Origin of the sequence: Saccharothrix sp. AJ9571 (genome assembly GCF_021725495.1) — a bacterium.
Lineage (GTDB): Bacteria > Actinomycetota > Actinomycetes > Mycobacteriales > Pseudonocardiaceae > Amycolatopsis > Amycolatopsis magusensis.
Genome location: NZ_CP091382.1, coordinates 8,892,862 through 8,915,259 on the forward strand (window position 1 = coordinate 8,892,862; position 22,398 = coordinate 8,915,259).

Consider the following 22,398-nt stretch of genomic DNA (forward strand, 5'->3'; position numbering starts at 1 on the left):
AATCCGGTGTCCGACACCACCCTGGCCGTGCGCCGCTTCACCCCCGAGGCCGTTTCCGGCCCGCCCGTGCTGCTGGTGCACGGCTTCGCCTCCGACGGGCACACCGACTGGATCACCACCGGCTGGCCGTCGGTGCTGACCGCCGCCGGCCGGGCGGTGCTGGTGCCCGATCTGCCCGGTCACGGCTCCAGCCCGGCGCCCGCCGAACCGCCGACCGCGAAGGCGATCACCGCCGAACTGACCCGGCTGATCGGCGACCTGCCCGAAGTGGACGTCGTGGGATATTCGCTGGGCGCCCGGCTCGCCTGGGAACTACCCGCCCAGGCACCCGTGCGACGGCTGGTGCTGGCGGGACTGAGCCCGGTGGAACCGTTCGGCGCGGTCGACCTGGACGCCGCGCTGGCGTTCGCCGGGGGCGGGAAACCGCCGTCGGATCCGCTGACCGCGATGATCGCGCGCATGATCACCGCGCCGGGGCGGAACCCGGGCGCGCTCGCCCGGTGCGTCGAAGGGTTGCGCCAGGAGCCGTTCGCACCGGCGCCCGGGGTGATCTCCGTGCCCACGCGGTTCGTGGCGGGCACCGAAGACCCGGTGAGCCAGGGCATCGACCAGCTCACCGCGCTCGTGCCCGGCTCGGCCCTCATCCGCGTCCCCGGCGACCACGGCGGCGCCCTGCGCAGCCCGGAGTTCAAGACCACCACCCTGGACTTCCTCCGCTGAACCCCCTCGTGGGGTGCGCACCCCTGCGCACCCCACGGCCTGCTCAGGGGGCGGAGCGGTCCAGGCAGAGGTGGTCGAGGGCGGCGCGGACCTCTGGGCCGTGTTCGGTGGCGAGGCGGAGTGCGCCGAGGTTGTCGTCGAACTGCTCCGCGCTGCTCACGCCGAACAGGACGTTCGCCACCGGTTCGCAGGCCAGGCAGAAGGCGATCGCCAACTGCGCCGGGCTCGCGCCGAACTCGGCGGCCACCGCGGCCACGTCGGTGGCAGCCGCCTTGATCGCCTCACGGATACCATTCGGGTCGGCGCCGATCTTGCGCGTGGGTTGCCTGCCGAGCAGTACCCCGCCCTCGAAGACGTCCGACGCCTGCACCGCGAGCTTTCCGGTCTCGAAATGCGGGCTTTCGGCCATCGAACGCCGTGCCACGCTGTATTTGAGTTGGGCGAACCTCGGCGCCGGCATTTCCTCCCGTCCGGCGAATTCCAGCGCGAGATCCAGATCCTCCGCGTCCCAATTGTTCACGCCCCACACGTCGAACCGCCCGAGGCGGATCTGCTCGGCCACCTCCGTGACGATTCGCGGGACATCGGGACGTTCGAAGTAGTCGCCGACCACCACAGCTTCCGCCCGCTCGATGCCGATCCGGTCGAACGAAGTGGCGAGCTGCTCGGCGAAGCCGGTGTTCGGGTAGTCCCAGAGCCACAGCTTTCCGCACAGCTGATATTCCTCGCGCGCGATCCCGGCGGCCCGGATCGCCTCGCCGAAGATGAGGTCGGTGCGTGACTGCTCGGCGTGCGGCCCCATGTTGTAGTGCGCCACGTCGAAAAGCGTGACTCCGGCGTCGACGGCCCGCCGCAGCAGGCGCACCACGTCGGCGAATTCCATGCGGTCCCAGGTGTTCCACGATCCCAGCCCGAGCACCGAGGTGGCGAAGCCCAAGCCGTTCTGCTTCTGCTGCACGAGATTTCCTTTCGCTGGTAACGGAAACCAGTTTTAGTCTACGATCGTAGAATGAACAAGAGAACCGTGGTGGTGACCGGCGGTGCCAGTGGCATCGGCCGCGGGATCGCCGAAGCCTTCCTCTCCGACGGCCACCGGGTGGTCGTCGCCGACGTCAACGTCAACGCCGCGACCGCCGCGACCGCCGCGGACGTCCACCTGGACATCTCCGACGCCGCCTCGGTCGACGCCGCGCTGGCGCTGATCACCCGCGAGTTCGGGCCGATCGACGTGCTGGTGAACAACGCCGGGCTCGCCGGGGGTGGCGGACCGCTGGTGGACCTGGACATCGAGGTGTTCGACCGCTGCGTCGCGGTGAACTTCCGCGGCACCTTCCTGATGACGCGCGCGGTCGGCGCGCACATGATCGCGGCGGGCACCCGGGGCGCGATCGTGAACATCTCGTCGATCGGCGCCCGCCAGCCGACGCCCGGACTCGGCCACTACGAAGCCACCAAGGCCGCCGTCGACGCGCTCACCCGCTCGGCCGCGCTGGAACTGGCGCCCCACGGCATCCGCGTCAACGCGGTCGCGCCCGGCCCGGTCCTCACCCCGATGACCGCCGGGTTCGCCTCGGACACCGCGGCCCGCTCGGCGTGGGAAGCGAGGATCCCCTTGGGCTCCATCGCTTCCGTCGCCGACGTGGTGCCCTCAGTGTTGTTCCTCGCCTCCCCCGAGGCCGGCCACCTCACCGGCGTGAGCCTGCAGGTCGACGGCGGGCAGTTGCTCACCTGAGTACACGACCCGGCCGCCGGTCACGGTCAGCTCGACGCCGACCTCGGGCAGCTCCGCGAAGGCGACTTCGAGCGGGTTCGCCGCCAGCACGCAGAAGTCGGCGACCCGGCCCACCGTCAGCGAGCCCTTCCAGTCCGCCGCCCCGTCCTGCGCGGCGGCCGTGGTCGTGTAACAGCGCAGCAACCGCTCCATCAGCGTCGAGTCCACACCGGACACTTCGAGCAACCGCGCGGCGGCGGCCAGGTGCACCCGCCAGTCCGGCGTGACCACCGGCGCGTCACTGCTCAACGTCAGCGGCACCCCGGAGTCCAGCATCTCCGCCAGCGGCCACGCACGAGCCGCGACCTCGCCACCCAATGCCTCGGCGACCATCGCCCTCATCGCCATCGCGATCGCGGGTTGCGTGGTCAGGCCGATGCCCCGGGCTGCCATGCGTGCCAGCTGATCCGGGGTGATCAGGTCGCCGTGCACGAGGTGATCACCCCGCCGGAGCGACCCGAGCACGGCCTCGATACTGCGATCACCGGTGGCGTGCACACCGACCACCATCCCGGCCCGGTGCGCCAGTTCGATCATCGCCACGAGGTCCTCTTCGCTGTCGACGAGCAGAGAACCGTGGGTACCGTCGGCATAGCAGTGGTGCGTCCACGCGGACCGCATCGGCGGAATGCCGTCCGCGAAGATCTTCACCCCGTGCACGTTGAGCCACCGCGGATCGGCGTCCGGTACCGGCGATTCCAGGCCGCGCCGGAAGCCCGCCAGCGAACTGAATCCATCGAGCAGGCCGAACAACCGCAGCACGGTCACCCGGGACCGCAGCAATCCTTCGGCGGCCAGAGAAGCGTATTCGTCGAGCACCTCCGGCGCGAAGCAGCCGGTCTCCCCCGGCCCCAGGCCCGGCTCGGTGTAGCTGGTGACGCCGAGTGACGCGCACAGCTCGCCCGCCCGCAGGATCGCGGCCCGAGGTTCGACCGTTTTCTCTTCGCCACCAGCGAATCCCGTGGACCCGATGAGCGTGTCCGGCCAGCGCGTGCCGAGCCAGGTCGCGTGCAGGTGCGAGTCGTTGATGCCGGGCAGCACGGCTCTCCCGGCCAATTCGAGCACTTCGGTGTCCGGTCCGGCGACCACGTCGGCACCGACCGCGACGATCCGGCCGTCCCGCACCGCGAGTGCGTCCACCACCGTGCCTTCGGGGTCGAACGTGTGGATCGGACCGCCGCGGACCACCAGTGACGCGGGACGGATGTGGGGCGAAGACATGGTTTCCTCCAGCGTCTGGACTTTTTCTTCCACGAGCGTAGACTAAAAAGATGGCCAACAGAACCGAAGCCGCGGTGCTCACCGAGCACGGATCCGCGCTGACCCTGCGGGAACTCCCGCTGCCGGAAGAGCCGGAACCGGGCGCCGCACTGGTCCGGATCACCTGCACCACGTTGTGCGGCACCGATGTGCACCTCTGGTCCGGGCGGATGACGTTCCCCGGCATGCTGCCGATGGTGCTGGGCCACGAAATGGTCGGCGAAGTGGTGGCCACCGGCCCCGGCACCACTGACGCGCTGGGCCGGGAACTCGTGCCCGGCGACCGCATCGGCTGGTCCGAATCGACCTGCGGAAAGTGTTACGGCTGCACGATTCTGCGTGAGCCGGTCGCGTGCGACAGCCGTGGTTACGGCTTCCGCCAGCGCGCCGACGTGCCCCCGTACGCCACCGGCGGACTCGTGCGCTACTGCTACGTCACGCCCGGCGCGGCCAAGCTCGTGCTGCCCGACGACGTGAAGGACACCTGGGCCTCGATGTCCGGCTGCGCGGGCAAAACCGTGCTGCGGGCGGTCGCGCGGTCGGGCGGCATCCGTCCCGGTGCGACGGTCGTGATCCAGGGTGCGGGGGCGCTCGGGGTCTTCGCCACCGCGGTCGCGCGCATTTCCGGGGCCGGTGACGTGATCACCATCGGCGGCCCGGACGACCGGCTCAAGACCGCGGAACGCTTCGGCGCGACAGCCACGATCCCGGTCGACGGCACGCCAGAAGAACGCATCGAGCGCGTCCGGCAGCTCACCGGCGGACGCGGTGCCGACCACGTCTTCGACTTCGCCGGCGGCCCGAGCATCGGCGAGGAGGCCGTCGCGTTCGCCGCCCAGCGCGGCACCGTGGCGATCGTCGGGTCGACCGGCCCCGAGCCGTCACCGGTCGCGCTGGGCACGGTGATGGGCAAGGAACTCACCGTCGTCGGCTCGCTCAACGGCGACATCGCCGACTACCACCGCTCCGTGGCCTTCTTCCGCACCTTCGTCGGCCGGATGCCGTGGGACGAGCTGTTCAGCGCGCCCGTCAGCCTGTCCGGCGCCTCCGCCCGCCTCGCATCGATGGCGGAGCTCGGCGAACTCAAGGCCGTCATCGATCCCCGCCTGTCCTAGGAGAACCCATGTCCGCCATCCCGCAACGCCGCATCGGCCGCGACGGCCCGCTCACCGGCGTGCTCTCGCTCGGCTCCTGGCACACCTACGACCGGATGGACTTCCGTGAAGCGGTGAGCGTGCTCCGCACCGCTGTCGATGCCGGGATCACGCTCTTCGACGTCGCCGTCTACGGATTTCCCGGCAGCACCCCGGTCTTCACCGACGTGTTGTTCTCCGCCATGGTGCGCGCGGCCGGGCTCCGGCGTGAGGACTACCTGCTGTCCGCGAAGCTGTGGCTGGAAGGATATCCGGCCCAGAGCCTGCGCGACCAGCTGGAGAACGCGTTGTTCCGCGCCGGAACCGACCACGCGGACCTGGTGGTGCTCGGCGACCTGCGGCGCGAAGACACCGACCTGCACCAGCTCGTGCTCGACCTGGACGGCCTTCGTGAAGCCGGGTTGATCCGGCAGTGGGGCGTGAACAACTGGTCGGCCACCACGATCCGCGCCCTGCACGAGTTCGCCGAGGGCGAGAACGTGCCCGGCCCGGCCATCGCGCAGCTGAAGTACAGCGTGGCCCGCCGGTCCATTCCGGACGGTGAACCCTTCGCGAAGGTGTTCGGCGAGTTCGGGGTCACGCTGCAGTCGTCGGACATCTTCGAAGGCGGGGTGCTGCTGGGCAAGAACAGCGGCGCGCGCCAGGTCGGCCGCGACCCCGGCGGCATCCGCCAGCGCATCGCCGACTCCGCGGAAGACCTGCGCAAGCTCGCCGGCGATCTCGGCACCACACCGGCCCAGCTGTGCCTGGCCTTCACCCTCACCCACCCGGCGAACACCACCACCCTGTTCGGCGCCACCAGCATCGAACAACTGCGGGACAACCTCGGCGCGGTCGACCTCGTCGAGCGCGTGGGCGCGAAGCAACTGCGGGAACTGGTCGAGCCGTTCTGGGCGGACCGCGGGATCGTCGATCCGGAGGGCCCGTGACCGCCTTCGATCCCGAGCTGGCCGAAGCCCTGCGCGAGCTGCCCGCCGGACCGCCGCTGAGCGCCGAGTCGCTGCCCGCCGTCCGCCGGGCGATGGTGGAGGCGAACCTGACCTGCACCGAAGCGATCGGCGACCGGGATCTGGTGTGGACGGACCACGAGGTGCCCGGCACGGACGTGGTCGTCACGGTCATCAAGCCCAGGGCTCCCGAGCCGGGCGCACCGGGGTTCTACAACATCCACGGCGGCGGCATGGTGGTGGACAACCGCTTCGCCGACCTGCCGCGGCTGATCCCGCTCATCGAAGAGTTCGGCTTCGTGGCGGTCACCGTGGACTACCGGCTGGCCCCGGAACACCCGCACCCCGCACCAATCGAGGACTGCTACGCGGGCCTGACCTGGATGGCCGCCAACGCGACCGAGCTCGGCTTCGACCCGGCCAAGCTGGTCGTCGGCGGCGGAAGCGCGGGTGGCGGGCTCAGCGCCGGGATCGCGTTGCTCGCGCGTGATCGTGGTGGTCCCGCGCTGGCCGGGCAGTTGCTGCTGTGCCCGATGATCGACGACCGCGGCACCTCGGCGTCCACTGTGGAATTCGCCGGGCGCGGGGTGTGGAGCCGGGCCAGCAACGAGTTCGGCTGGCGATCGCTGCTGAACGGCGGTAGCTCGCCCTACGCCGTCCCGGCCACCGCCACCGACCTTTCCGGGCTGCCTCCGGCGTTCATCGAGGTCGGCGCGGTCGAGATCTTCCGCGACGAGGACGTCGACTACGCCCGGCGCCTGTGGCTGGCGGGCGTGCCCACGGAACTGCACGTCTGGGCGGGCGCGTACCACGGGTTCGACCGCATCGCCCCGGACAGCGAGGTCAGCCGGGCCGCGCTCGCCACCCGGTCCTCCTGGCTTCGCCGCACTATCGGCCGAGCATGAACCGCGCGGCCTGCTCCCCCACCAACACCGCGGGCGCGTTCGTGTTGCCGGTGGTCACCCGCGGCAGCACCGAGGCGTCGGCGACCCGCAGCCCGTCGATCCCCAGCACCTTCAGCGAAGGGTCGACCACGGCCTGCGCGCCGGTGCCCATCCGGCAGGTGCCGACCTGGTGGTGGTAGGTGATCGCGGTCCGCCGCACGTACTCCCGCACGTCCGCGCCCGGCTCCGGGTACAGCTCACGCGCACCCCACTCATCGGCCAGCGCGGGAGCGCGCCCGATCTCGCGGCACTGCTCCACCGAGGCGACCAGGCTTTCGAAGTCGGCCGGGTCGGCCAGCGCGGCCAGGTCGATCAAAAGCTCGTCGGCCGGATCCTGGCCGGACAGGCGCAGGCTGCCCCGGCTGCGCGGCGACACCATGCCCGCCATCAGCGAGAAGCCGGTCTCCGGCCCGGTCATCCACGATTCGTACATCGGCACGCTGAAGTGGATCGGCTGCGTGTCGGGCACGGTCAGGCCCGGGCGGCTGCGCCAGAACAGGTGCGTCTGCGTGACCGAGCGCCCCGGCCTCGGCGGCTCCACCTCCCGCCGGTCGGTCGCGAAGATCACCGGGGACAGGAGGTGGTCGTGCAGGTTCTTCCCCACCCCCGGCGCGTCCACGACCACGTCGATCCCGAGCGCGGCCAGTTCCGCCGCCGGGCCGATCCCGCTGCGCAGCAGGATCGCGGGCGAGGCCAGCGCACCTGCGGCCAGCACCACCTGATCGGCGGCCAGCCGCTCCAGCCTGCCGTCGATCTCCGCGAGCACCCCGGTCACCCGGGTGCCGTCGAACGACAACCGGTGCACCAGCGCTCCGGTGTGGACGGTCAGCCGATCGGCGACCGGCTGGGCGTAGGCGAGCCAGGTGTTGAGCCGGCGCCCGTCGCGCACGGTGATCCGCTGCACCGACACCCCGTCCAGCCGCTCGCCGTGGTAGTCCGGGTTGAACTCCAGCCCGGCCTGCACCGCCGCGTCCACAATGGACCGCTGGATCGGGTGCAGCGGCTCGTTCGGCACGATCTCCAGCAGGTCCTTCTCGATCCGCTCGAACACCGGGCGCACGTCGTGCCACCGCCAGCCGGGCAGGTCCCAGCCGTCGTAGTCCTCCGGCGCGCCACGCACCCAGATCATCGCGTTGAGCGCGTGCGAGCCACCGAGCACCTTGCCGCGCGGCAGGTGCAGCCGCCGGTTCGCCGCGTGCGGCTGGGGCACGGTGTGGTGGCCCCAGTCCTCCGGACCGTGCCACAGCTCCCCCGCCCGCGACGGGTCGTGGATCGCCGGATTGGTGTCCGGGCCGCCCGCTTCGAGCAGCGTCACCTCCGCACCCGCGTCGGCCAGCCGCCTGGCGAGGACCGAACCGGCCGAACCCGCACCCACCACGATGACGTCCATGGCCCCAGTTCTCCCACCCGGCGGGCGGACGCGGCGGATTCGCTTCGCTGGCCGACAATCGGCGTGCCCTGGCGGGCAAGACCGCGGCCCGCGCGACGCCCGATACTCGAATACGCCCCGGTCGAGGTGGCTCAAGAGCGACCTCGCCCGCCTCGCCGGAGGCGGGGCCAAAGTTTCGGAGGAGGGAACCCATGGCCACACGCCTGTTCATCGACGGACAGTGGACCACCGCGGGCGGCGGTGCGCTGCCGACCCGTGATCCGGCCACCGGCCAGGTGATCGACGAGGTGGGCACCGCGTCGGCGGCCGACGTCGACGCCGCGGTGGACGCCGCCCGGCGCGCGCTGTCCGCGCCCGCGTGGGCGGGCCTGCTGCCGGTCCAGCGGGCCGCGTTGCTGTTCCGCCTGGCCGACCTCGTCGAAGCGCACCACGAGGAACTGGCCGCGCTGGAGACCCGCGACCAGGGCCAGCCGATCGGCATCTCGCGCCAGGTCAGCGTGACCGGCGCGGCCGAGCACCTGCGGTACTTCGCCGGCTGGGTGACCAAGCTCCAGGGCACCACGAACCCGGTGTCCTTCCCGGACACGCTGCACTACACCCGCCGCGAGCCGGTCGGGGTGAACGCGCTGATCACGCCGTGGAACTTCCCGCTGATGATCCTGGTCTGGAAGCTCGCCCCCGCGCTGGCCACCGGCAACACCGTGGTGGTCAAGCCGAGCGAGGTCACCCCGCTGACCAGCATCCGGCTCATGGAGCTGGTGCACGAGGCCGGGTTCCCGCCGGGCGTGGTCAACCTGGTCACCGGCGACGGCGAGGTGGGCGCGCTGCTGAGCAGGCACCACGGGATCGACCACCTGTCCTACACCGGTTCCACCGCGGTCGGGAAGCTGATCACCGTGGCCAGCGCGGAGTCGAACCTCAAGCGGCTCACCCTCGAACTCGGCGGCAAGGCACCCAGCATCATCGCCGCGGACGCCGACCTCGACGCCGCCGTCGCGGGCAACCTCGCGGGCGCCACGCTGAACAGCGGGCAGGTCTGCGCGGCGTACACGCGCTTCTTCGTCGACCGCAGGCGCGAGCAGGAGTTCGTCGACAAGCTGGCGGCCGGGCTCGACGCCCTCACCATCGGCCCCGGCCTCGACGAGTCGACGCAGCTGGGCCCGCTGGTGTCCGACAAGCACCGGGAGCACGTGGACTTCCTCGTCTCGACCGGCCGCGACCAGGGCGCCGAGCTGGTCACCGGCGGGCGGAAGGTCGAGGGCGACGGCTACTTCTACGCGCCCACGCTGTTCACCGGGACCACCGACGACATGACGATCATGCGCGAGGAGATCTTCGGCCCGGTCCTCGCGGTCACCCCGTACGACGACGCCGACGAGCTGCTGGCGCGGGCCAACGACACCGAGTACGGGCTCGCCGCCACGGTGTGGACCCGCGACATCGCCACCGCCCAGCGGTTCGCCAACGGCATCCGGGCGGGCGCGGTTTTCGTGAACATGCCGTCGATCCCGGACATGGCCGCGCCTTGGGGCGGGTACAAGGCGTCCGGGTGGGGCCGCGAAATGGGGCCGTGGGCGCTGGACGCCTACACCGAGACCAAGTCCGTCTGGCTGCACTATTGAGGAATTATCACTGAGGAGTTATCGCTGAGGAGTTTTGCCGCGGATCGTATACCTTCTGAAATATGTTCTCGCCGTCCTCCGCTCAGTCAGGACCACGCCTATGACCAGCACCGTTCCCGGCCTCCCACGACCGGGCAAGATCATCGCGCTGCACCTGAACTACCCGTCACGGGCGGCGCAGCGCGGGCGAACCCCTGCCCAGCCGTCGTACTTCCTCAAGCCGTCGACCTCGGTGGCCGCCGGCGGGGACCCGCTCCCCCGGCCGGCCGGTACCGAACTGCTCGGGTTCGAGGGCGAGATCGCGCTGGTCATCGGTGAGCCCGCCCGCCACGTCACGCCCGAGAACGGCTGGTCGTTCGTCTCCGGGGTGACCGCCGCGAACGACTTCGGCCTGTACGACCTGCGCTACGCCGACAAGGGGGCCAACCTGCGCTCGAAGGGCGGCGACGGGTTCACCCCGCTGGGGCCCGCCGTGCTGCCCGCCGAATCCGTCGACCCGTCCGCCCTGCGCGTGCGCACCTGGGTCAACGGCGAGCTGGTGCAGGAGGACACCACGGCGGACCTGCTGTTCGGCTTCGGCCGCCTGGTCGCGGACCTGTCGCAGCTGATCACCCTCGAACCGGGGGACGTCATCCTCACCGGCACCCCGGCGGGTGCGTCCGTGGTCGAGCCGGGCGATGTGGTGGAGGTCGAAGTCGACACCGCCGACGGCAACGGGCACTCGACCGGCAGGCTGGTCACCCCGATCACCGAAGGCACTGTCCACTTCGGATCGTTCGGCGCGCGGCCGAGGGTCGATGCCCGCCAGCGCGCGGAAGCGTACGGGGAAACCGGTTTCGTGCTGACCGAAGAACTCAGGGCGAAACTGGCGAGCGTCGGCACGGCGACCCTGTCCGCCCAGTTGCGCAAGCGTGGCTACAACGAGGTGTCCATCGACGGGGTCACCTCCACCCGGCCCGGCACCAAGCTGATCGGGCGCGCGAAGACGTTGCGCTACATCCCGTTCCGCGAGGACCTGTTCCGCGCCCACGGTGGCGGGTACAACGCGCAGAAGCGCGCCTTCGACGCCCTCGAACCGGGCGACGTGCTGGTGATGGAAGCCCGCGGGGAGACCGGGACCGGCACCGTCGGCGACATCCTCGCGTTGCGCGCCCAGGTCCGTGGTGCGGCGGGCATCGTCACCGACGGCGGCGTGCGCGATGTCGACGCCGTGGCCGCCCTGGACATCCCCACCTACCACTCCGGCGCGCACCCGGCGGTGCTCGGCAGGCGGCACGTGCCGTGGGACACCGACGTCACGATCGCCTGCGGTGGCGCCTCGGTGCAGCCCGGCGACGTGATCGCCGGGGACGCCGACGGGGTGCTGGTCATCCCGCCGCACCTGGCCGAGGAGATCGCCGACGCGGCGATCGAACAGGAGCGGCAGGAGGCCTTCATCGCCGAGCGGGTCGCCGAAGGTGAAGGCGTCGAAGGCCTGTACCCGATGAACGCCGAGTGGCAGGGGAGGTACGCCGAATGGCTGGCGAAGCGGTGAACACGGCGACTTCGGCGAAACTGAGCAAGTCCCAGACCGCCTACCAGTGGATCAAGGCCCGCATCGCCGACGGCACCTTCTCCCCCGGCTACCGCCTGGTGCTCGGGCAGATCGGGCAAGAACTCGGCGTCAGCCCGGTGCCCATCCGCGAGGCGATCCGGCTGCTCGAAGCCGAAGGGCTGGTCACCTTCGAACGCAACGTCGGCGCGCAGGTCGCGATGGTCGACGAGAGCGAATACCAGCACACGATGCAGACGCTCGCGCTGGTCGAGGGCTACGCCGCCGCGCTCGCCGCGCCCACGCTGCCCGCCGAAGCGCTGGCCAGGGCGAAAGAACTCAACGACGAACTGGCCGCCTGCCTGGAGCACTTCCAGCCGTCCCGGTTCACCGCGCTGAACCGGGAGTTCCACCGCGTGCTGTTCGGCACCTGTCCCAACCCGCACGTGCTCGACCTGGTCGAGCGCGGCTGGAACCGGCTCAGCGGGCTGCGCACGTCGACCTTCAGCTTCGTGCCCGGCCGCGCCCACGAATCGGTGCGCGAACACCGCGGGATCCTCGAGCTGCTCGAACGCGGCGCGCCCGCGCTGGAAATCGAACTGGCCGTGCGCGAGCACCGGCTGGCGACGCTGGACGCCTTCCTGGCGTACCAGGCCGGGCGCCACTGAAACCGCCACACAGAAAGGGCAAACCCATGCGATTCCGCTCGGATCCGCAGGCCATCAGGGGCTCGATCGCGCCGCTGATGACCCCGTTCACCGCCGACGGCGCACTCGACCACGAGGGACTGGCGAACCTGGTGCGCTGGCAGCTCGCGGCGGGCTCGCACGGGATCTCCATCGGCGGGTCCACCGGCGAACCGGGCGCGCAGACCGTCGCCGAGCGCGCCGAGGCCATTCGCACGGTGGTCACCGAGGTGGCCGACCGGGTGCCGGTGGTGCCCGGCACCGGCTCGGCGAAGCTCGACGAGACGCTCGAACTCACCGCCGCGGCGGCCGAAGCCGGGGCGGACGCGGCGCTGATCATCACCCCGTACTACGCGCGGCCCACCCAGGAAGCGCTCTACACCTGGTACCGCACCGTCGCGCGGGAGTTCCCCGACCTGCCGATCGTCGCCTACAACGTGCCGAGCCGGACGGCGGTGGACATCGCGCCGGAGACGGTCGCCCGGCTCTTCCGCGAGGTGGACAACTTCGTCGGTGTCAAGGAGACCACCAAGGACTTCGAGCACTTCTCGCGCGTGCTGCACCTGTGCGGCCCGGAACTGCTGGTGTGGTCCGGCATCGAACTGCTGTGCCTGCCGCTGCTGGCGCTCGGCGGTGCCGGGTTCGTCAGCGCGACGGCCAACATCGCCCCCGCCGCCTGCGCGGAGATGTACGAAGCGTGGGAGGTGGGTGACCTCGAACGCGCGCGGAAGATCCACTACGGCCTGCACCCGCTGGTCGACCTGCTGTTCGTGGAGACCAACCCGGCGCCGGGCAAGTGGGTGCTCGAACACCGCGGGCTGATCGGCTCCGGGTACGTCCGCCCGCCGCTGATCACCCCGACCGAACCGGGCCTCGCCCGGATCAAGGACCTGCTGGCGCAGGGCGAAAGCTATCTCACCGCCGTGGAGGGCAAGTAGGCATGGCCAAGCACCACGTTCCCGAAGACCTGCCGTCGAAGATCCAGCACTACATCGGCGGCGAACTGGTCGACAGCGTCTCCGGCAAGACCTTCGACGTGCTCGACCCGGTGTCCAACCAGACCTACGTGACCGCCGCCGCCGGTCAGGCCGAGGACGTCGACCGGGCCGTCGCCGCCGCGCGCCGGGCCTTCACCGACGGCCCGTGGCCGGGCCTGCTGCCGCGGGCACGGGCCCGGGTGCTGAACAAGATCGCCGACGCGGTCGAGGCGCAGGACAAGCGGCTGGCCGAACTCGAAACCTTCGATACCGGCCTGCCGATCACGCAGGCGCTCGGCCAGGCGCAGCGCGCGGCGGAGAACTTCCGCTTCTTCGCCGACCTCGTCGTGGCCCAGGCCGACGACACCTACCGCGTGCCGGGGCGGCAGGTGAACTACGTGCACCGCAAGCCGATCGGCGTCGCCGGGCTGATCACGCCGTGGAACACGCCGTTCATGCTGGAGAGCTGGAAGCTCGCGCCCGCACTGGCTTCCGGCTGCACGGTGGTGCTCAAGCCCGCCGAGTTCACCCCGCTCTCGGCCAGTCTGTGGGCCGGGATCTTCCGCGACGCCGGCCTGCCGGACGGGGTGTTCAACCTGGTCAACGGCTTCGGCGAGGAAGCCGGTGACGCACTGGTCAAGCACCCCGGCGTGCCGCTGATCTCGTTCACCGGTGAGACCACCACCGGACAGCTGATCTACCGCAACTGCGCGGCCTCGCTCAAGGGCATGTCGATGGAACTGGGCGGCAAGTCGCCCGCGGTGGTGTTCGCCGACGCCGACATCGAAGCCGCCATCGACTCCACCCTGTTCGGGGTGTTCTCGCTGAACGGGGAGCGCTGCACCGCGGGCAGCCGCATCCTGGTCGAGCGCGCGATCTACGACGAGTTCTGCCAGCGGTACGCCGACCGGGCGCGCGACATCGTGGTCGGCGACCCGCACGACCCGGCGACCGAGGTCGGTGCGCTGGTGCACCCCGAGCACTACGAGAAGGTCATGGGTTACGTCGAACTCGGCAAGTCCGAGGGCAGGCTGCTGGCCGGCGGTGGTCGTCCGTCCGGTTTGGACACCGGGAACTACGTGGCGCCCACGGTGTTCGCCGACGTGCCGCCCACCGCGCGGATCTTCCAGGAGGAGATCTTCGGGCCGGTGGTGGCGATCACCCCGTTCGACTCCGACGCCGAGGCGCTGGAACTGGCCAACGACGTCAAATACGGCCTGGCGGCCTACATCTGGACCTCGGACCTAACCAGGGGGCACACCTTCGCGCAGGCGGTGGAGGCGGGCATGGTCTGGCTGAACTCGCACAACGTCCGCGACCTGCGCACCCCGTTCGGCGGGGTCAAGGCCTCGGGACTGGGGCACGAGGGCGGTTACCGCTCGCTCGACTTCTACACCGACCAGCAGGCCATCCACGTCTCGCTCGGCCCGGTGCACACCGCCCGCTTCGGTTCCGTCCAGAAGGGACAGTCATGACCACCACCCCGCCGGACGTGCTCCGCTGCGCCTACGCCGAATTCGTCGTCACCGACCTGGCCGCCTCCCGCGCGTTCTACGTGGACGTGCTCGGCCTGCTCGTCACCCACGAGGACGAGGAAGCGATCTACCTGCGGGCCTTCGAGGAGTACCTGCACCATTCGCTGGTCCTGCGCAAGGGGCCGGTGCCCGCGGTGGCCGTGCTCGCCTACCGCGTGCGGTCCGAAGCGGATCTGGCGCTCGCCGAGGCGTACTACCGGGAACTGGGCGTACGGGTGGAACGGCGTCCGGCGGGCGCCACCCGCGGCATCGGGGAGGCGGTCCGGGTGCAGGACCCGCTCGGGTTCCCGGTCGAGTTCTTCCACCACGCCGAGCACACCGAGCGGTTCACCCAGCGCTACGACGTGCACGGCGCGGGCGCACTGTCCAGATTGGACCACTTCAACGTGTCCACCCCGGACGTGTCCGCCGCGCGCCGATACTACGAGGGACTCGGGTTCCGGGTGTCCGAGGACATCAAGGACGACGAAGGCACCGTGTACGCGGCCTGGATGTTCCGCAAGCCGACCGTGCACGACGTGGCGCTGACCGGCGGCGACGGCCCGCGCCTGCACCACATCGCCTTCGCCACCCACGAGCGCAGCCAGATCCTGCACCTCTGCGACCACCTGGGCGCGCTGCGCCAGCCGGGCATGATCGAGCGCGGCCCCGGCCGTCACGGGGTGTCGAACGCGTTCTACCTGTACCTGCGCGATCCGGACGGGCACCGCATCGAGATCTACACGCACGACTACTACACCGGCGACCCGGACAACCCGGTGATCTCCTGGGACGTGCACGACAACCAGCGCCGTGACTGGTGGGGCAACCCGGTGGTGCCGAGCTGGTACGCCGACGCCTCCACCGTCCTCGACCTCGACGGCCGACCACAGCTACTGCACGCCCGCGCCGAAGCCCGCGAATCGGACGTGACCATCGGCGCGGACGGCTTCTCCTACACGGCCGCCCAGGAAGGCTTCAAACTCGGCCAGCAGGTGTGAGCCCTCTCGACTACGGGACCTTGGCTGCCTGGGCCCGGGCGACCGCTTCGGCGTGGTCCTCGGGGAGCAGGTAGCCCGCGTCCCGCGCCTTGTCCGCCGCCGCGGTGAACTCGGTGACGTAGGTGGCGTGGTCCGGGTAGAGCTGCACGAGCCGCGGCGGCGCGAACGGGGTCGTGGTGCCCAGGACCAGGCACGCACCCGGCACATTGCCGCCGGTGTTGTGCGGGCTGTAGGTGGCGATCGGCGCTTCGAAGTCCGGCAGCCGGATGCCGCCGAGGGCGTTCTGGTCGGCGTCACGCCGGATGATCAGGCCGAACAGCATGTCGATCGGCGGGGCCGTTGGCGGCGCGGAACCGGTCCTGACCCAGCGGTGGAGGTGGTCGTAGGCGGCGTTCTGCGCGTACCGGAAGGTCATGCTGTTGACCGGCTTGTCGCAGTAGGTCGGCGCGCCGCCGTTGATGCCCTTGTCCCTGGCGTTGGCCGCGTTGTAGAGGTCCAGTCCGTACTGGTCGGCGTGGCCGGTGCCGGCCACCTCCCAGGTGCGGACCTTCTCCGTGTCCTGGCGCACCGACGCGGACAGGATCACGTCGGTTTCGGCCTGGAGCACGAAAACCGGCACCGTGAGGTCGGTCCGGATGCGGGTGTTCACCGGTGGCAGGCCGCCCGCGATCGGTGCCGCGCCCCCGGCCCGGCCGTGCACGAGGAAACCGTCGAAGGCTTCGCCGCGCGGCTGGACGGCGTTGGCGTAGGTGGTCAGCCGCGTCGCCGACTGGGAGTGGCCGCTGGCGAGCACGATTTCCGGCGCCCGGCCGCCGACGATCTCCGGGTGCGCGCGGACCGCGGTGGCCGCCTGGGTCAGGATGTCGTAGGACAGCGCGTCGTCGCTGATCGAGACGCCGGGGTACCGCGCGGGGTCCAGTTCGGTCAGCTTGTCCGCGCCCACCTGCTGCGCGGTCAGGCCGACGTAGGCGTAGCCCTCCCTGGCGAGGTATTCGTACGACTGGGAGAGGTCGACCGGGATGTCGACGCCGAAGCTGACGTTCAGCCACTCCACCACCACGGTGCCGTTGAACCTGGCGGGATCGGTGGGGCGCTGAACGATCATCCTGGTGGTGTACGGATTTCCGGTGCTCGACACCTTCGTCCGCCAGACGCCGTCGGAGGTCCAGGCGCCGTCCTGCGCGTAGGTCTCCGCCGCACCGGAGAGCAGGTACTCGCTTTCGGTATAGCCGAGCCGGACGAGGTCGACGATGCCTTCCGCGCCGCTGACCGCGTGGCCGTGCCCCGCCCCGGCGGGCACCGGCCGCACCACCGGCGCGGCCGCCGCCGACGCCGGTGCCACAGGGATCAGGCAGATCGCCAGCGTGGCCGCCATGAGCAGGGCTCGTGCGCGTTTCATTCCGCCTCCCGAGGTGTGCTGCTGGGAACGGGCGGGAAGTATCACAGCGCGTTCGTCACCGGCACAACACGCGGCAACGCGCTCTGTGACCGCGGGACGGATTTCGCCGCGGGCTTTCTTGCGCGGGTGCCAATCGGGCGCAGGGGTGTGGCAGGGGTGCGCTGTCAAGATTCTTTCGTCGTGAGCCGGACGGGGGGTCATCTTCGGCCGAACCAGGTCTTTGCCTGGTGATTCATTGACAGGATGTGCGTGACATCGACACGCTGCGGCGTCACCTTCCCTGCCATGAAAGGTGTTGCTTGACTATGAGATTCCGTCTCGCCCTGCCGATACTGGCCCTGCTGGCCGGCCTCGGCACCACACTGGCCGCTCCGGCGGTCGCCGATCCTGGACCCGTCACCGCGGAGGACATGTCCGCCGCGGACGCCTGCTACACCTGGGGGCGCACGCTGTCCCAGGGCGCGTCCGGCGACGACGTGCGGCAGTTGCAGATCCGGGTGGCCGGCTACCCGGGCTACGGTGGCGTGCTGGCCATCGACGGCCAGTTCGGCGCCGGCACCAAGGCCGCGGTGACGCGGTTCCAGCAGGCCTACGGGCTCGGCGCGGACGGCATCGCCGGTCCCGCCACCTTCACCAAGATCTACGCGCTGCAGGACAACGACTGCACGCCGGTCAACTTCAGCTACGACGAGCTGAACAACTGCAACTCCGACTGGTCCGGCGGCAACGTCCCCGCCGCGACGGCCAAGGCCAACGCGCTGGTGTCGATGTGGAAGCTGCAGGCGATGCGGCACGCCATGGGTGACAAGGGCATCGTGGTCAACGGTGGCTTCCGCAGCGTCGCGTGCAACAACGCGGTCGGCGGCGCGACCGGCAGCAGGCACCTCTACGGCGACGCCGTGGACCTCGGGGCGGGTTCGCAGGGCTTCTGCGCGCTGGCCAAGCAGGCGCGCAACCACGGGTTCAGCGAGATCCTCGGGCCGGGCTACCCCGGCCACAACGATCACACCCACGTGGCGCACCGGTCCGGCCAGTTCTGGTCGGCACCGACCTGCGGTATCTGATCGGCTGAGCGTGCCGCCCGTCGCCGGGCGGCACGCTCACCGCTCCGGTCAGGAACCGTCGGCGGTGTAGATGGCGCTGGGGGTGACCACCCAGAGCTGCCCGTCCGGCCCGGCGACCTCGTCACGCGTGCGGCCCAGTTCGGTGTAGAGCTTGCCGCCCTCGCCCGCGGTGTTCAGCTTGAAGGTCCCGCCCTTGAGCGAAGCCAGGTAGAGGCTGTTCTTGTAGTAGGCCAGCCCGCTCGGCGTCGCGGTCGAGGTGGGCCAGGTCTTCACCGGGTTCACGAAGCCCGGGTTGTTGCACGGGCCCGAGCAGGTCGGCCAGCCGTAGTTGCCGCCCTGCGTGATCCTGTTCAGCTCGTCGACGTCACTCGGGCCGATGTCGGCGATGTACAGGTCACTGCCCGCCCAGGTGAGCCCCTGCACGTTGCGGTGCCCCTTGGAGATCCACTTGCGACCGCCGGGGTTGTCCGGCGCGGCGTTTCCCGCTTTGTCGACCCGGAGCACCTTGCCGCCGAGGGAGTTGTCGTTCTGCGCGTTCTCGGCGGTCTGGCCGTCGCCGGTCCCGGCGTAGAGGTACCCGTCCGGCCCGAACCGCAGCCGCCCACCGTGGTGGTACTGGCTGCCGCGCGGGATGCCGGTCACGATCGGCGTGGGCGCCGAACCGAGGGTGAGCTTGGCGATCCGGTTGTCGGAGGCCGAGGTGTAGTAGACGAAGACGGTCTGGTCGGTGGCGTAGTCCGGGGACACGGCCAGGCCGAGCAGGCCGCCCTCCGCGGTCACCACGGCCTCCGGAATGGTCTGCACCTCCTCGACCGCGCCGCCGGTGATCCGGCTGATGGACTTGGCGTTGCGCTGGGTGAACAGCGGCGTGCCGTCGGGCAGGAAGTCGACCGCCCAGGCTTGGTTCAGCCCACCGGCGACCTGTTTGATCGCCATCGGCCCGACTTCGGCGGTGGCGGTCGGGGACAGCAGACCGGCGAGCGCGACCACCGAAGTGGCCGCGGCGAAACGGCGGCGCAGGGACATGGACTGCTCCTTCTGCAGTGACCGATGACATCCGGCGGCGGTGCCGTGAATCGAACCAGCATAGATGGTTAATCGCACACCACCATTCGGGCTATGTGGCCATCCGTCCGACCCCGGACACGAATGTGGCTTTCGGGGCCGATTCCGCCCCGAAAGCCACATTCGTGTCGCTCGTGTCGCTACCCGAGGCTCAAGCGGGCACCTGCCACGACTGGTTGCCCGAGCCCGCGCAGTCCCAGATCTGCAGGCGCGTGCCGTCGGCCGAGCTGGGGCCGGTGGCGTCCAGGCAGCGGCCCGAAGCCGGGTTGCGCAGGGCGCTGCCCGAGGTCTGCCACGTCTGGGCACCCGTCCCGTTGCATTCCCAGAGCTGCACCGGGGTGCCGTTCGCCGTGCCCGCGCTCGCCACGTCGAGGCACTTCCCCAGTGCACGGAGGGTTCCGTCCCCCGCCGTCCACTGCTGGGCCGAGCTGCCGTTGCAGGTCCACAACTGGATCGCCGTGCCGTTGGTGGTCGCACCACCGGCCACGTCGACGCACTTGCCGCCGAAACCGGTGATCGGCCCGGTCTTGCCGCCGCCCGAACCGCCCATCGCGGTTTCGTAGATGGCGCTGACCAGCGAGGTGCTCCCGCTCGTGTCCTGCGACAGCTCCCAGTTCATCATGCCGCCGGCGTTCGCCATCGCCCACTGCGTCTTGCGCTTGATCGTCGGGATGCCGTTGTAGCACTGCTGCGCGCCATTGGCGTTGACGCAGTCGCGGTTGGCGTTCGCCGGGTCCATCGCCACCAGCTGCGCGTAGGTCAGGTACCCGGGACGGCTGTAGAACGGCACGCCCAGCACGGTTTTCGCGGCGGGCAGCCCCCGGCCCTTCCATTCGTTCGCCGACGCGATCGACCAGTCGTAGTTCGCGTGCGGGCTGCCGCCGTCGTAGGCCATGATGTTGAGCCAGTCCACGTACCCGAACACCGCGGGCTGCACCCCGTTCGCGGTGCCACCACCGGAAACCACCGCCGCGGTCAGCAGCTTGCCCCGGCTGTGCATGGCGGTGCTCAGCTGCTGCATCAACGCGGTGAAGTTGGTGCCCGAGGTCCCGGGATCCGGGTACTCCCAGTCGATGTCGACCCCGTCGAGGTTGTACTGGTTCACCACGCTGACCACGCTGTTGACGAACGTGGTGCGGCTGCTCGAATTCGCCGCGAGCGCCTCGAACGCCGAGTCGTTGCCGTCGTTCCAGCCGCCGATCGCCAGCGAGACCTTGACGCCGTTGTTGTGCCCTTGCGAAACCAGCGAGGACAGCTTGCCGGGATCGGGCACGGCCTGCAGCGTGCCGTTCGAATTCGGCAGCACGAACGCGTAGTTGATGTGGGTCAGCTTGCCGTACTGGATGCTGTTGACGTTCCCGGACCACGACGGCAGGTAACCGACGCTCCGGAATCCGTTCGGCAGCACCGTGGCGTCAGCCGCCGGGGCGGCTGCGACGGCGACCGACAGACCGGTGGCGACCGTCGCGGCGGCCAGAGCCGCCGCGCCCCACCGTCGCCGGGGAGAAGTTGAAGGCATGGACGAGTTCCCTTCGGATCCCTGCGGCGGCGGGATGGTCTAGACCTTACTCCCGGAGGAAGCGATCGGCCAGAGCCGTCCCGGTCAATCCCTCGCGCAGGCCCGCGGCGGTCCAGGCGGCGAACAACTCGTGCGGTGCCTGGTCCCAGTCCAGCGGGCCGAGCGGCGGCTCCGGGTCGTATTCGATCCCGAACTGCACCCCGCGCGCGATGTCGTCCCCCTCCAGCCGGCCCACCAGGTGCAGCGCCATGTCGATGCCCGCGGCCACCCCGGCGGCGGTGAGGAACTTGCCGTCCTCGACCCACCGGTCCCCCACCGGCTCGGCACCGAACTCCGCCAGGAAGTGGCGGTGGCTCCAGTGCGTGTTCGCCTTCCGCCCGTCCAGCAGCCCGGCCGCGCCGAGGATCAGCGAGCCGGTGCACACCGACGCCACCACCTCCGCGTGCTCGGCCACCTGCCGCAGGTAGGCCAGCAGCCGCTCGTCGGCCGCCGCCCGCCAGGTCGGCGCCAAGCCCCCGGGCACCACCACGATCTCGGGCGACGGCACGTCGGCGAAGGTGTGGCTCGGCCGCACCGACAGCGGCGTGTCCGTCTCGGTCACCTCGCGGTCCTGTCCCACCACGACCACCCGGTACCCCGGCGAAATCCCGGTCAGCGCGGTGAACACCTGCAGCGGCCCCACCAGGTCCAGCAGGGTCAGCCCCGGGTACAGCACGAACGCGATCGTCTTCGGTTCAGTCATGCCGCCCACCATGGCCACCGCGGCGGGCCCGGAGGCGGCCGATGTCCGTATTCCTGCGAACCCCGTCGCTAAGACATCCGCTGCTAGTGTCCGGCCATGGCGCCCCGGCAGATCCTCATCGCGGCCTTCCCCCAAGCGGAGTTGCTCGACATCGCCTGCCCGTCCGACGTGTTCGACGCGGCCAACCGCCTGCGCCCGAAGCCCGCGTACGAGATCCGGCTCGGCGGGCTCGACGGCAGGCCGATCCGCTGCCAGTCCGGGATCACGCTCACCCCCGAGGTCCGCCTGGACCAGGTGACCGGACCGCTGGACACGCTGGTGGTGGCCGGTGGGCTCGGGCACCTGTCCGCCGCCGAGGACGGACGGGTGCTCGCGCAGCTCCGCCGCCTCGCCAAGGCCAGCAGGCGGGTCGCGTCGGTGTGCACCGGCGCCACCCTGCTCGCCGCGGCCGGGCTGCTGACCGGCCGCCGCTGCACCACGCACTGGGCCGACGCACCCCGCCTCGCCGCGCAGTTCCCCGACATCGAGGTCGACCCGGCGCCGCTGTACGTCCGCGACGGCGAGGTCTACACCTCCGCCGGGGTGACCAGCGGACTGGACCTCGCGCTGGCACTGGTCGAGCAGGACCACGGCCCGTCGCTGTCCCGGCAGATCGCCCGCTACCTGGTCGCCTACCTGCAACGGCCGGGCAACCAGGCGCAGGTCAGCATGTTCCTCACCGCACCGGCGCCCGAGCACCACGTGGTCCGGGACCTGACCGCCCACATCGCCAGCCACCTCGACACCGACCTCGGCACCCCGGCGCTCGCCGCGCGGGCCGGGCTGAGCACCCGCCAGCTGTCCCGGCTCTTCGACACCCACCTCGGCACCACGCCCGGCAAGCACGTCCGCCGCGTGCGCACCGAGACCGCCGCCCAACTGCTCTCCACCACCGACCTGCCACTGTCCGCTGTGGCCCGTCGCTGCGGTTTCGGCTCCACCGAGTCCCTGCGCCAAAGCTTCCTGGACCACTACGACACCCCACCCTCGGCCTACCGCCGCCTGCACCGGGGCAGGCAGGGAGCGTTCACCTAGGCACTGTCCGGTAAGTCA

At 70.7% G+C, this 22,398-nt stretch carries 20 protein-coding genes; 13 read left to right on the forward strand and 7 right to left on the reverse strand.

From position 1 onward, the window contains the following. The first annotated feature begins 6 nt into the window (after nucleotides 1-6). Entirely contained in the window at nucleotides 7-720 is a 714-nt protein-coding gene (locus tag L3Q67_RS40220) for an alpha/beta fold hydrolase (RefSeq protein WP_499186650.1), read from the forward strand. A 43-nt stretch (nucleotides 721-763) separates the two neighbouring features. Here the strand turns inward: L3Q67_RS40220 and L3Q67_RS40225 are convergent, their stop codons facing one another. Then, on the reverse strand, nucleotides 764-1,678 hold the full coding sequence (locus L3Q67_RS40225) for an aldo/keto reductase (protein WP_499186651.1): 915 nt from the start codon (nucleotides 1,676-1,678) through the stop codon (nucleotides 764-766). 51 nt (nucleotides 1,679-1,729) lie between these two features. Here L3Q67_RS40225 and L3Q67_RS40230 point away from each other — a divergent pair, with 51 nt between their 5' ends. Next, nucleotides 1,730-2,452, forward strand: a complete 723-nt coding sequence (locus L3Q67_RS40230) for an SDR family NAD(P)-dependent oxidoreductase (RefSeq protein WP_499186652.1) — start codon at nucleotides 1,730-1,732, stop codon at nucleotides 2,450-2,452. Here L3Q67_RS40230 and L3Q67_RS40235 read toward each other — a convergent pair. After that, nucleotides 2,369-3,712 carry an amidohydrolase gene (locus tag L3Q67_RS40235; protein WP_499191755.1) on the reverse strand — a complete coding sequence of 448 codons (1,344 nt, stop codon included), beginning with the start codon at nucleotides 3,710-3,712 and terminating at the stop codon, nucleotides 2,369-2,371. The genes L3Q67_RS40230 and L3Q67_RS40235 overlap by 84 nt on opposite strands. A 50-nt stretch (nucleotides 3,713-3,762) precedes the next feature. Here L3Q67_RS40235 and L3Q67_RS40240 point away from each other — a divergent pair, with 50 nt between their 5' ends. From L3Q67_RS40240 to L3Q67_RS40250, 3 genes are read left to right on the forward strand one after another with little or no spacing between them, the layout of a single operon-like run. Further along, entirely contained in the window at nucleotides 3,763-4,866 is a 1,104-nt protein-coding gene (locus L3Q67_RS40240) for an MDR/zinc-dependent alcohol dehydrogenase-like family protein (protein WP_499186653.1), read from the forward strand. Nucleotides 4,867-4,874: 8 nt separating this feature from the next. Then, on the forward strand, nucleotides 4,875-5,834 hold the full coding sequence (locus L3Q67_RS40245) for an aldo/keto reductase (protein WP_499186654.1): 960 nt from the start codon (nucleotides 4,875-4,877) through the stop codon (nucleotides 5,832-5,834). Further along, nucleotides 5,831-6,757, forward strand: a complete 927-nt coding sequence (locus tag L3Q67_RS40250) for an alpha/beta hydrolase (protein ID WP_499186655.1) — start codon at nucleotides 5,831-5,833, stop codon at nucleotides 6,755-6,757. The genes L3Q67_RS40245 and L3Q67_RS40250 overlap by 4 nt, the downstream gene beginning before the upstream one ends. On the opposite strand, the gene L3Q67_RS40255 is transcribed toward L3Q67_RS40250, so the two are convergent. Beyond that, nucleotides 6,741-8,186, reverse strand: coding sequence for a GMC family oxidoreductase (locus L3Q67_RS40255; protein WP_499186656.1), 1,446 nt, complete (start codon nucleotides 8,184-8,186; stop codon nucleotides 6,741-6,743). The two genes, L3Q67_RS40250 and L3Q67_RS40255, sit on opposite strands and share 17 nt — an antisense overlap. Before the next feature lie 191 nt (nucleotides 8,187-8,377). Here L3Q67_RS40255 and L3Q67_RS40260 point away from each other — a divergent pair, with 191 nt between their 5' ends. The 6 genes from L3Q67_RS40260 to hpaD all read left to right on the forward strand — a co-directional run bounded on the left by L3Q67_RS40260 (nucleotide 8,378) and on the right by hpaD (nucleotide 15,517). Continuing rightward, complete coding sequence (locus L3Q67_RS40260; RefSeq protein WP_499186657.1) at nucleotides 8,378-9,808, forward strand: aldehyde dehydrogenase family protein; 1,431 nt, start codon at nucleotides 8,378-8,380, stop codon at nucleotides 9,806-9,808. A gap of 100 nt (nucleotides 9,809-9,908) precedes the next feature. Next, complete coding sequence (locus tag L3Q67_RS40265; protein ID WP_499186658.1) at nucleotides 9,909-11,342, forward strand: fumarylacetoacetate hydrolase family protein; 1,434 nt, start codon at nucleotides 9,909-9,911, stop codon at nucleotides 11,340-11,342. Next, nucleotides 11,324-12,007 (forward strand): GntR family transcriptional regulator, encoded by a 684-nt coding sequence (locus L3Q67_RS40270; protein WP_499186659.1) that lies wholly within the window; start codon nucleotides 11,324-11,326, stop codon nucleotides 12,005-12,007. The genes L3Q67_RS40265 and L3Q67_RS40270 overlap by 19 nt, the downstream gene beginning before the upstream one ends. Nucleotides 12,008-12,033: 26 nt before the next feature. Further along, on the forward strand, nucleotides 12,034-12,963 hold the full coding sequence (gene dapA, locus L3Q67_RS40275; RefSeq protein WP_499186660.1) for a 4-hydroxy-tetrahydrodipicolinate synthase family protein: 930 nt from the start codon (nucleotides 12,034-12,036) through the stop codon (nucleotides 12,961-12,963). Nucleotides 12,964-12,965: 2 nt separating this feature from the next. After that, nucleotides 12,966-14,477 (forward strand): aldehyde dehydrogenase, encoded by a 1,512-nt coding sequence (gene hpaE / locus L3Q67_RS40280; protein ID WP_499186661.1) that lies wholly within the window; start codon nucleotides 12,966-12,968, stop codon nucleotides 14,475-14,477. Next, nucleotides 14,474-15,517: a 3,4-dihydroxyphenylacetate 2,3-dioxygenase gene (gene hpaD, locus L3Q67_RS40285; RefSeq protein ID WP_499186662.1), complete on the forward strand. Its 1,044-nt coding sequence runs from the start codon at nucleotides 14,474-14,476 to the stop codon at nucleotides 15,515-15,517. Before hpaE ends, hpaD begins: the two co-directional genes overlap by 4 nt. 10 nt (nucleotides 15,518-15,527) lie before the next feature. On the opposite strand, the gene L3Q67_RS40290 is transcribed toward hpaD, so the two are convergent. Continuing rightward, on the reverse strand, nucleotides 15,528-16,916 hold the full coding sequence (locus L3Q67_RS40290) for an alpha/beta hydrolase domain-containing protein (RefSeq protein WP_499186663.1): 1,389 nt from the start codon (nucleotides 16,914-16,916) through the stop codon (nucleotides 15,528-15,530). Between the two features lie 305 nt (nucleotides 16,917-17,221). Here L3Q67_RS40290 and L3Q67_RS40295 point away from each other — a divergent pair, with 305 nt between their 5' ends. Then, nucleotides 17,222-17,980 carry a D-Ala-D-Ala carboxypeptidase family metallohydrolase gene (locus tag L3Q67_RS40295; RefSeq protein WP_499186664.1) on the forward strand — a complete coding sequence of 253 codons (759 nt, stop codon included), beginning with the start codon at nucleotides 17,222-17,224 and terminating at the stop codon, nucleotides 17,978-17,980. 48 nt (nucleotides 17,981-18,028) lie between these two features. Here L3Q67_RS40295 and L3Q67_RS40300 read toward each other — a convergent pair whose 3' ends face one another. From L3Q67_RS40300 to L3Q67_RS40310, 3 genes are all read right to left on the reverse strand, one after another. Next, nucleotides 18,029-19,006: a PQQ-dependent sugar dehydrogenase gene (locus L3Q67_RS40300; protein WP_499186665.1), complete on the reverse strand. Its 978-nt coding sequence runs from the start codon at nucleotides 19,004-19,006 to the stop codon at nucleotides 18,029-18,031. Between the two features lie 190 nt (nucleotides 19,007-19,196). Then, on the reverse strand, nucleotides 19,197-20,564 hold the full coding sequence (locus tag L3Q67_RS40305; protein WP_499186666.1) for a glycosyl hydrolase family 18 protein: 1,368 nt from the start codon (nucleotides 20,562-20,564) through the stop codon (nucleotides 19,197-19,199). 46 nt (nucleotides 20,565-20,610) lie between these two features. Continuing rightward, nucleotides 20,611-21,306 (reverse strand): DJ-1/PfpI family protein, encoded by a 696-nt coding sequence (locus L3Q67_RS40310; RefSeq protein WP_499186667.1) that lies wholly within the window; start codon nucleotides 21,304-21,306, stop codon nucleotides 20,611-20,613. A gap of 96 nt (nucleotides 21,307-21,402) precedes the next feature. Here L3Q67_RS40310 and L3Q67_RS40315 point away from each other — a divergent pair, with 96 nt between their 5' ends. Continuing rightward, the gene (locus L3Q67_RS40315) at nucleotides 21,403-22,380 is read left to right on the forward strand and encodes a GlxA family transcriptional regulator (RefSeq protein ID WP_499186668.1); all 978 of its coding nucleotides are present in this window, start codon (nucleotides 21,403-21,405) and stop codon (nucleotides 22,378-22,380) included. Nucleotides 22,381-22,398 lie beyond the last annotated feature (18 nt).

What these genes read in the sequence shown, in the direction of transcription:
- L3Q67_RS40310 (WP_499186667.1), bottom strand. Translation starts at nt 21,306, where the DNA reads ATGACTGAACCGAAGACGATCGCGTTCGTGCTGTACCCGGGGCTGACC.
- L3Q67_RS40255 (WP_499186656.1), bottom strand. Translation starts at nt 8,186, where the DNA reads ATGGACGTCATCGTGGTGGGTGCGGGTTCGGCCGGTTCGGTCCTCGCC.
- L3Q67_RS40260 (WP_499186657.1), top strand. Translation starts at nt 8,378, where the DNA reads ATGGCCACACGCCTGTTCATCGACGGACAGTGGACCACCGCGGGCGGC.
- L3Q67_RS40305 (WP_499186666.1), bottom strand. Translation starts at nt 20,564, where the DNA reads ATGCCTTCAACTTCTCCCCGGCGACGGTGGGGCGCGGCGGCTCTGGCC.
- L3Q67_RS40295 (WP_499186664.1), top strand. Translation starts at nt 17,222, where the DNA reads ATGAGATTCCGTCTCGCCCTGCCGATACTGGCCCTGCTGGCCGGCCTC.
- L3Q67_RS40235 (WP_499191755.1), bottom strand. Translation starts at nt 3,712, where the DNA reads ATGTCTTCGCCCCACATCCGTCCCGCGTCACTGGTGGTCCGCGGCGGT.
- dapA (WP_499186660.1), top strand. Translation starts at nt 12,034, where the DNA reads ATGCGATTCCGCTCGGATCCGCAGGCCATCAGGGGCTCGATCGCGCCG.
- L3Q67_RS40300 (WP_499186665.1), bottom strand. Translation starts at nt 19,006, where the DNA reads ATGTCCCTGCGCCGCCGTTTCGCCGCGGCCACTTCGGTGGTCGCGCTC.
- hpaE (WP_499186661.1), top strand. Translation starts at nt 12,966, where the DNA reads ATGGCCAAGCACCACGTTCCCGAAGACCTGCCGTCGAAGATCCAGCAC.
- L3Q67_RS40315 (WP_499186668.1), top strand. Translation starts at nt 21,403, where the DNA reads ATGGCGCCCCGGCAGATCCTCATCGCGGCCTTCCCCCAAGCGGAGTTG.
- L3Q67_RS40240 (WP_499186653.1), top strand. Translation starts at nt 3,763, where the DNA reads ATGGCCAACAGAACCGAAGCCGCGGTGCTCACCGAGCACGGATCCGCG.
- L3Q67_RS40270 (WP_499186659.1), top strand. Translation starts at nt 11,324, where the DNA reads ATGGCTGGCGAAGCGGTGAACACGGCGACTTCGGCGAAACTGAGCAAG.
- L3Q67_RS40230 (WP_499186652.1), top strand. Translation starts at nt 1,730, where the DNA reads ATGAACAAGAGAACCGTGGTGGTGACCGGCGGTGCCAGTGGCATCGGC.
- L3Q67_RS40265 (WP_499186658.1), top strand. Translation starts at nt 9,909, where the DNA reads ATGACCAGCACCGTTCCCGGCCTCCCACGACCGGGCAAGATCATCGCG.
- L3Q67_RS40290 (WP_499186663.1), bottom strand. Translation starts at nt 16,916, where the DNA reads ATGAAACGCGCACGAGCCCTGCTCATGGCGGCCACGCTGGCGATCTGC.
- L3Q67_RS40245 (WP_499186654.1), top strand. Translation starts at nt 4,875, where the DNA reads ATGTCCGCCATCCCGCAACGCCGCATCGGCCGCGACGGCCCGCTCACC.
- hpaD (WP_499186662.1), top strand. Translation starts at nt 14,474, where the DNA reads ATGACCACCACCCCGCCGGACGTGCTCCGCTGCGCCTACGCCGAATTC.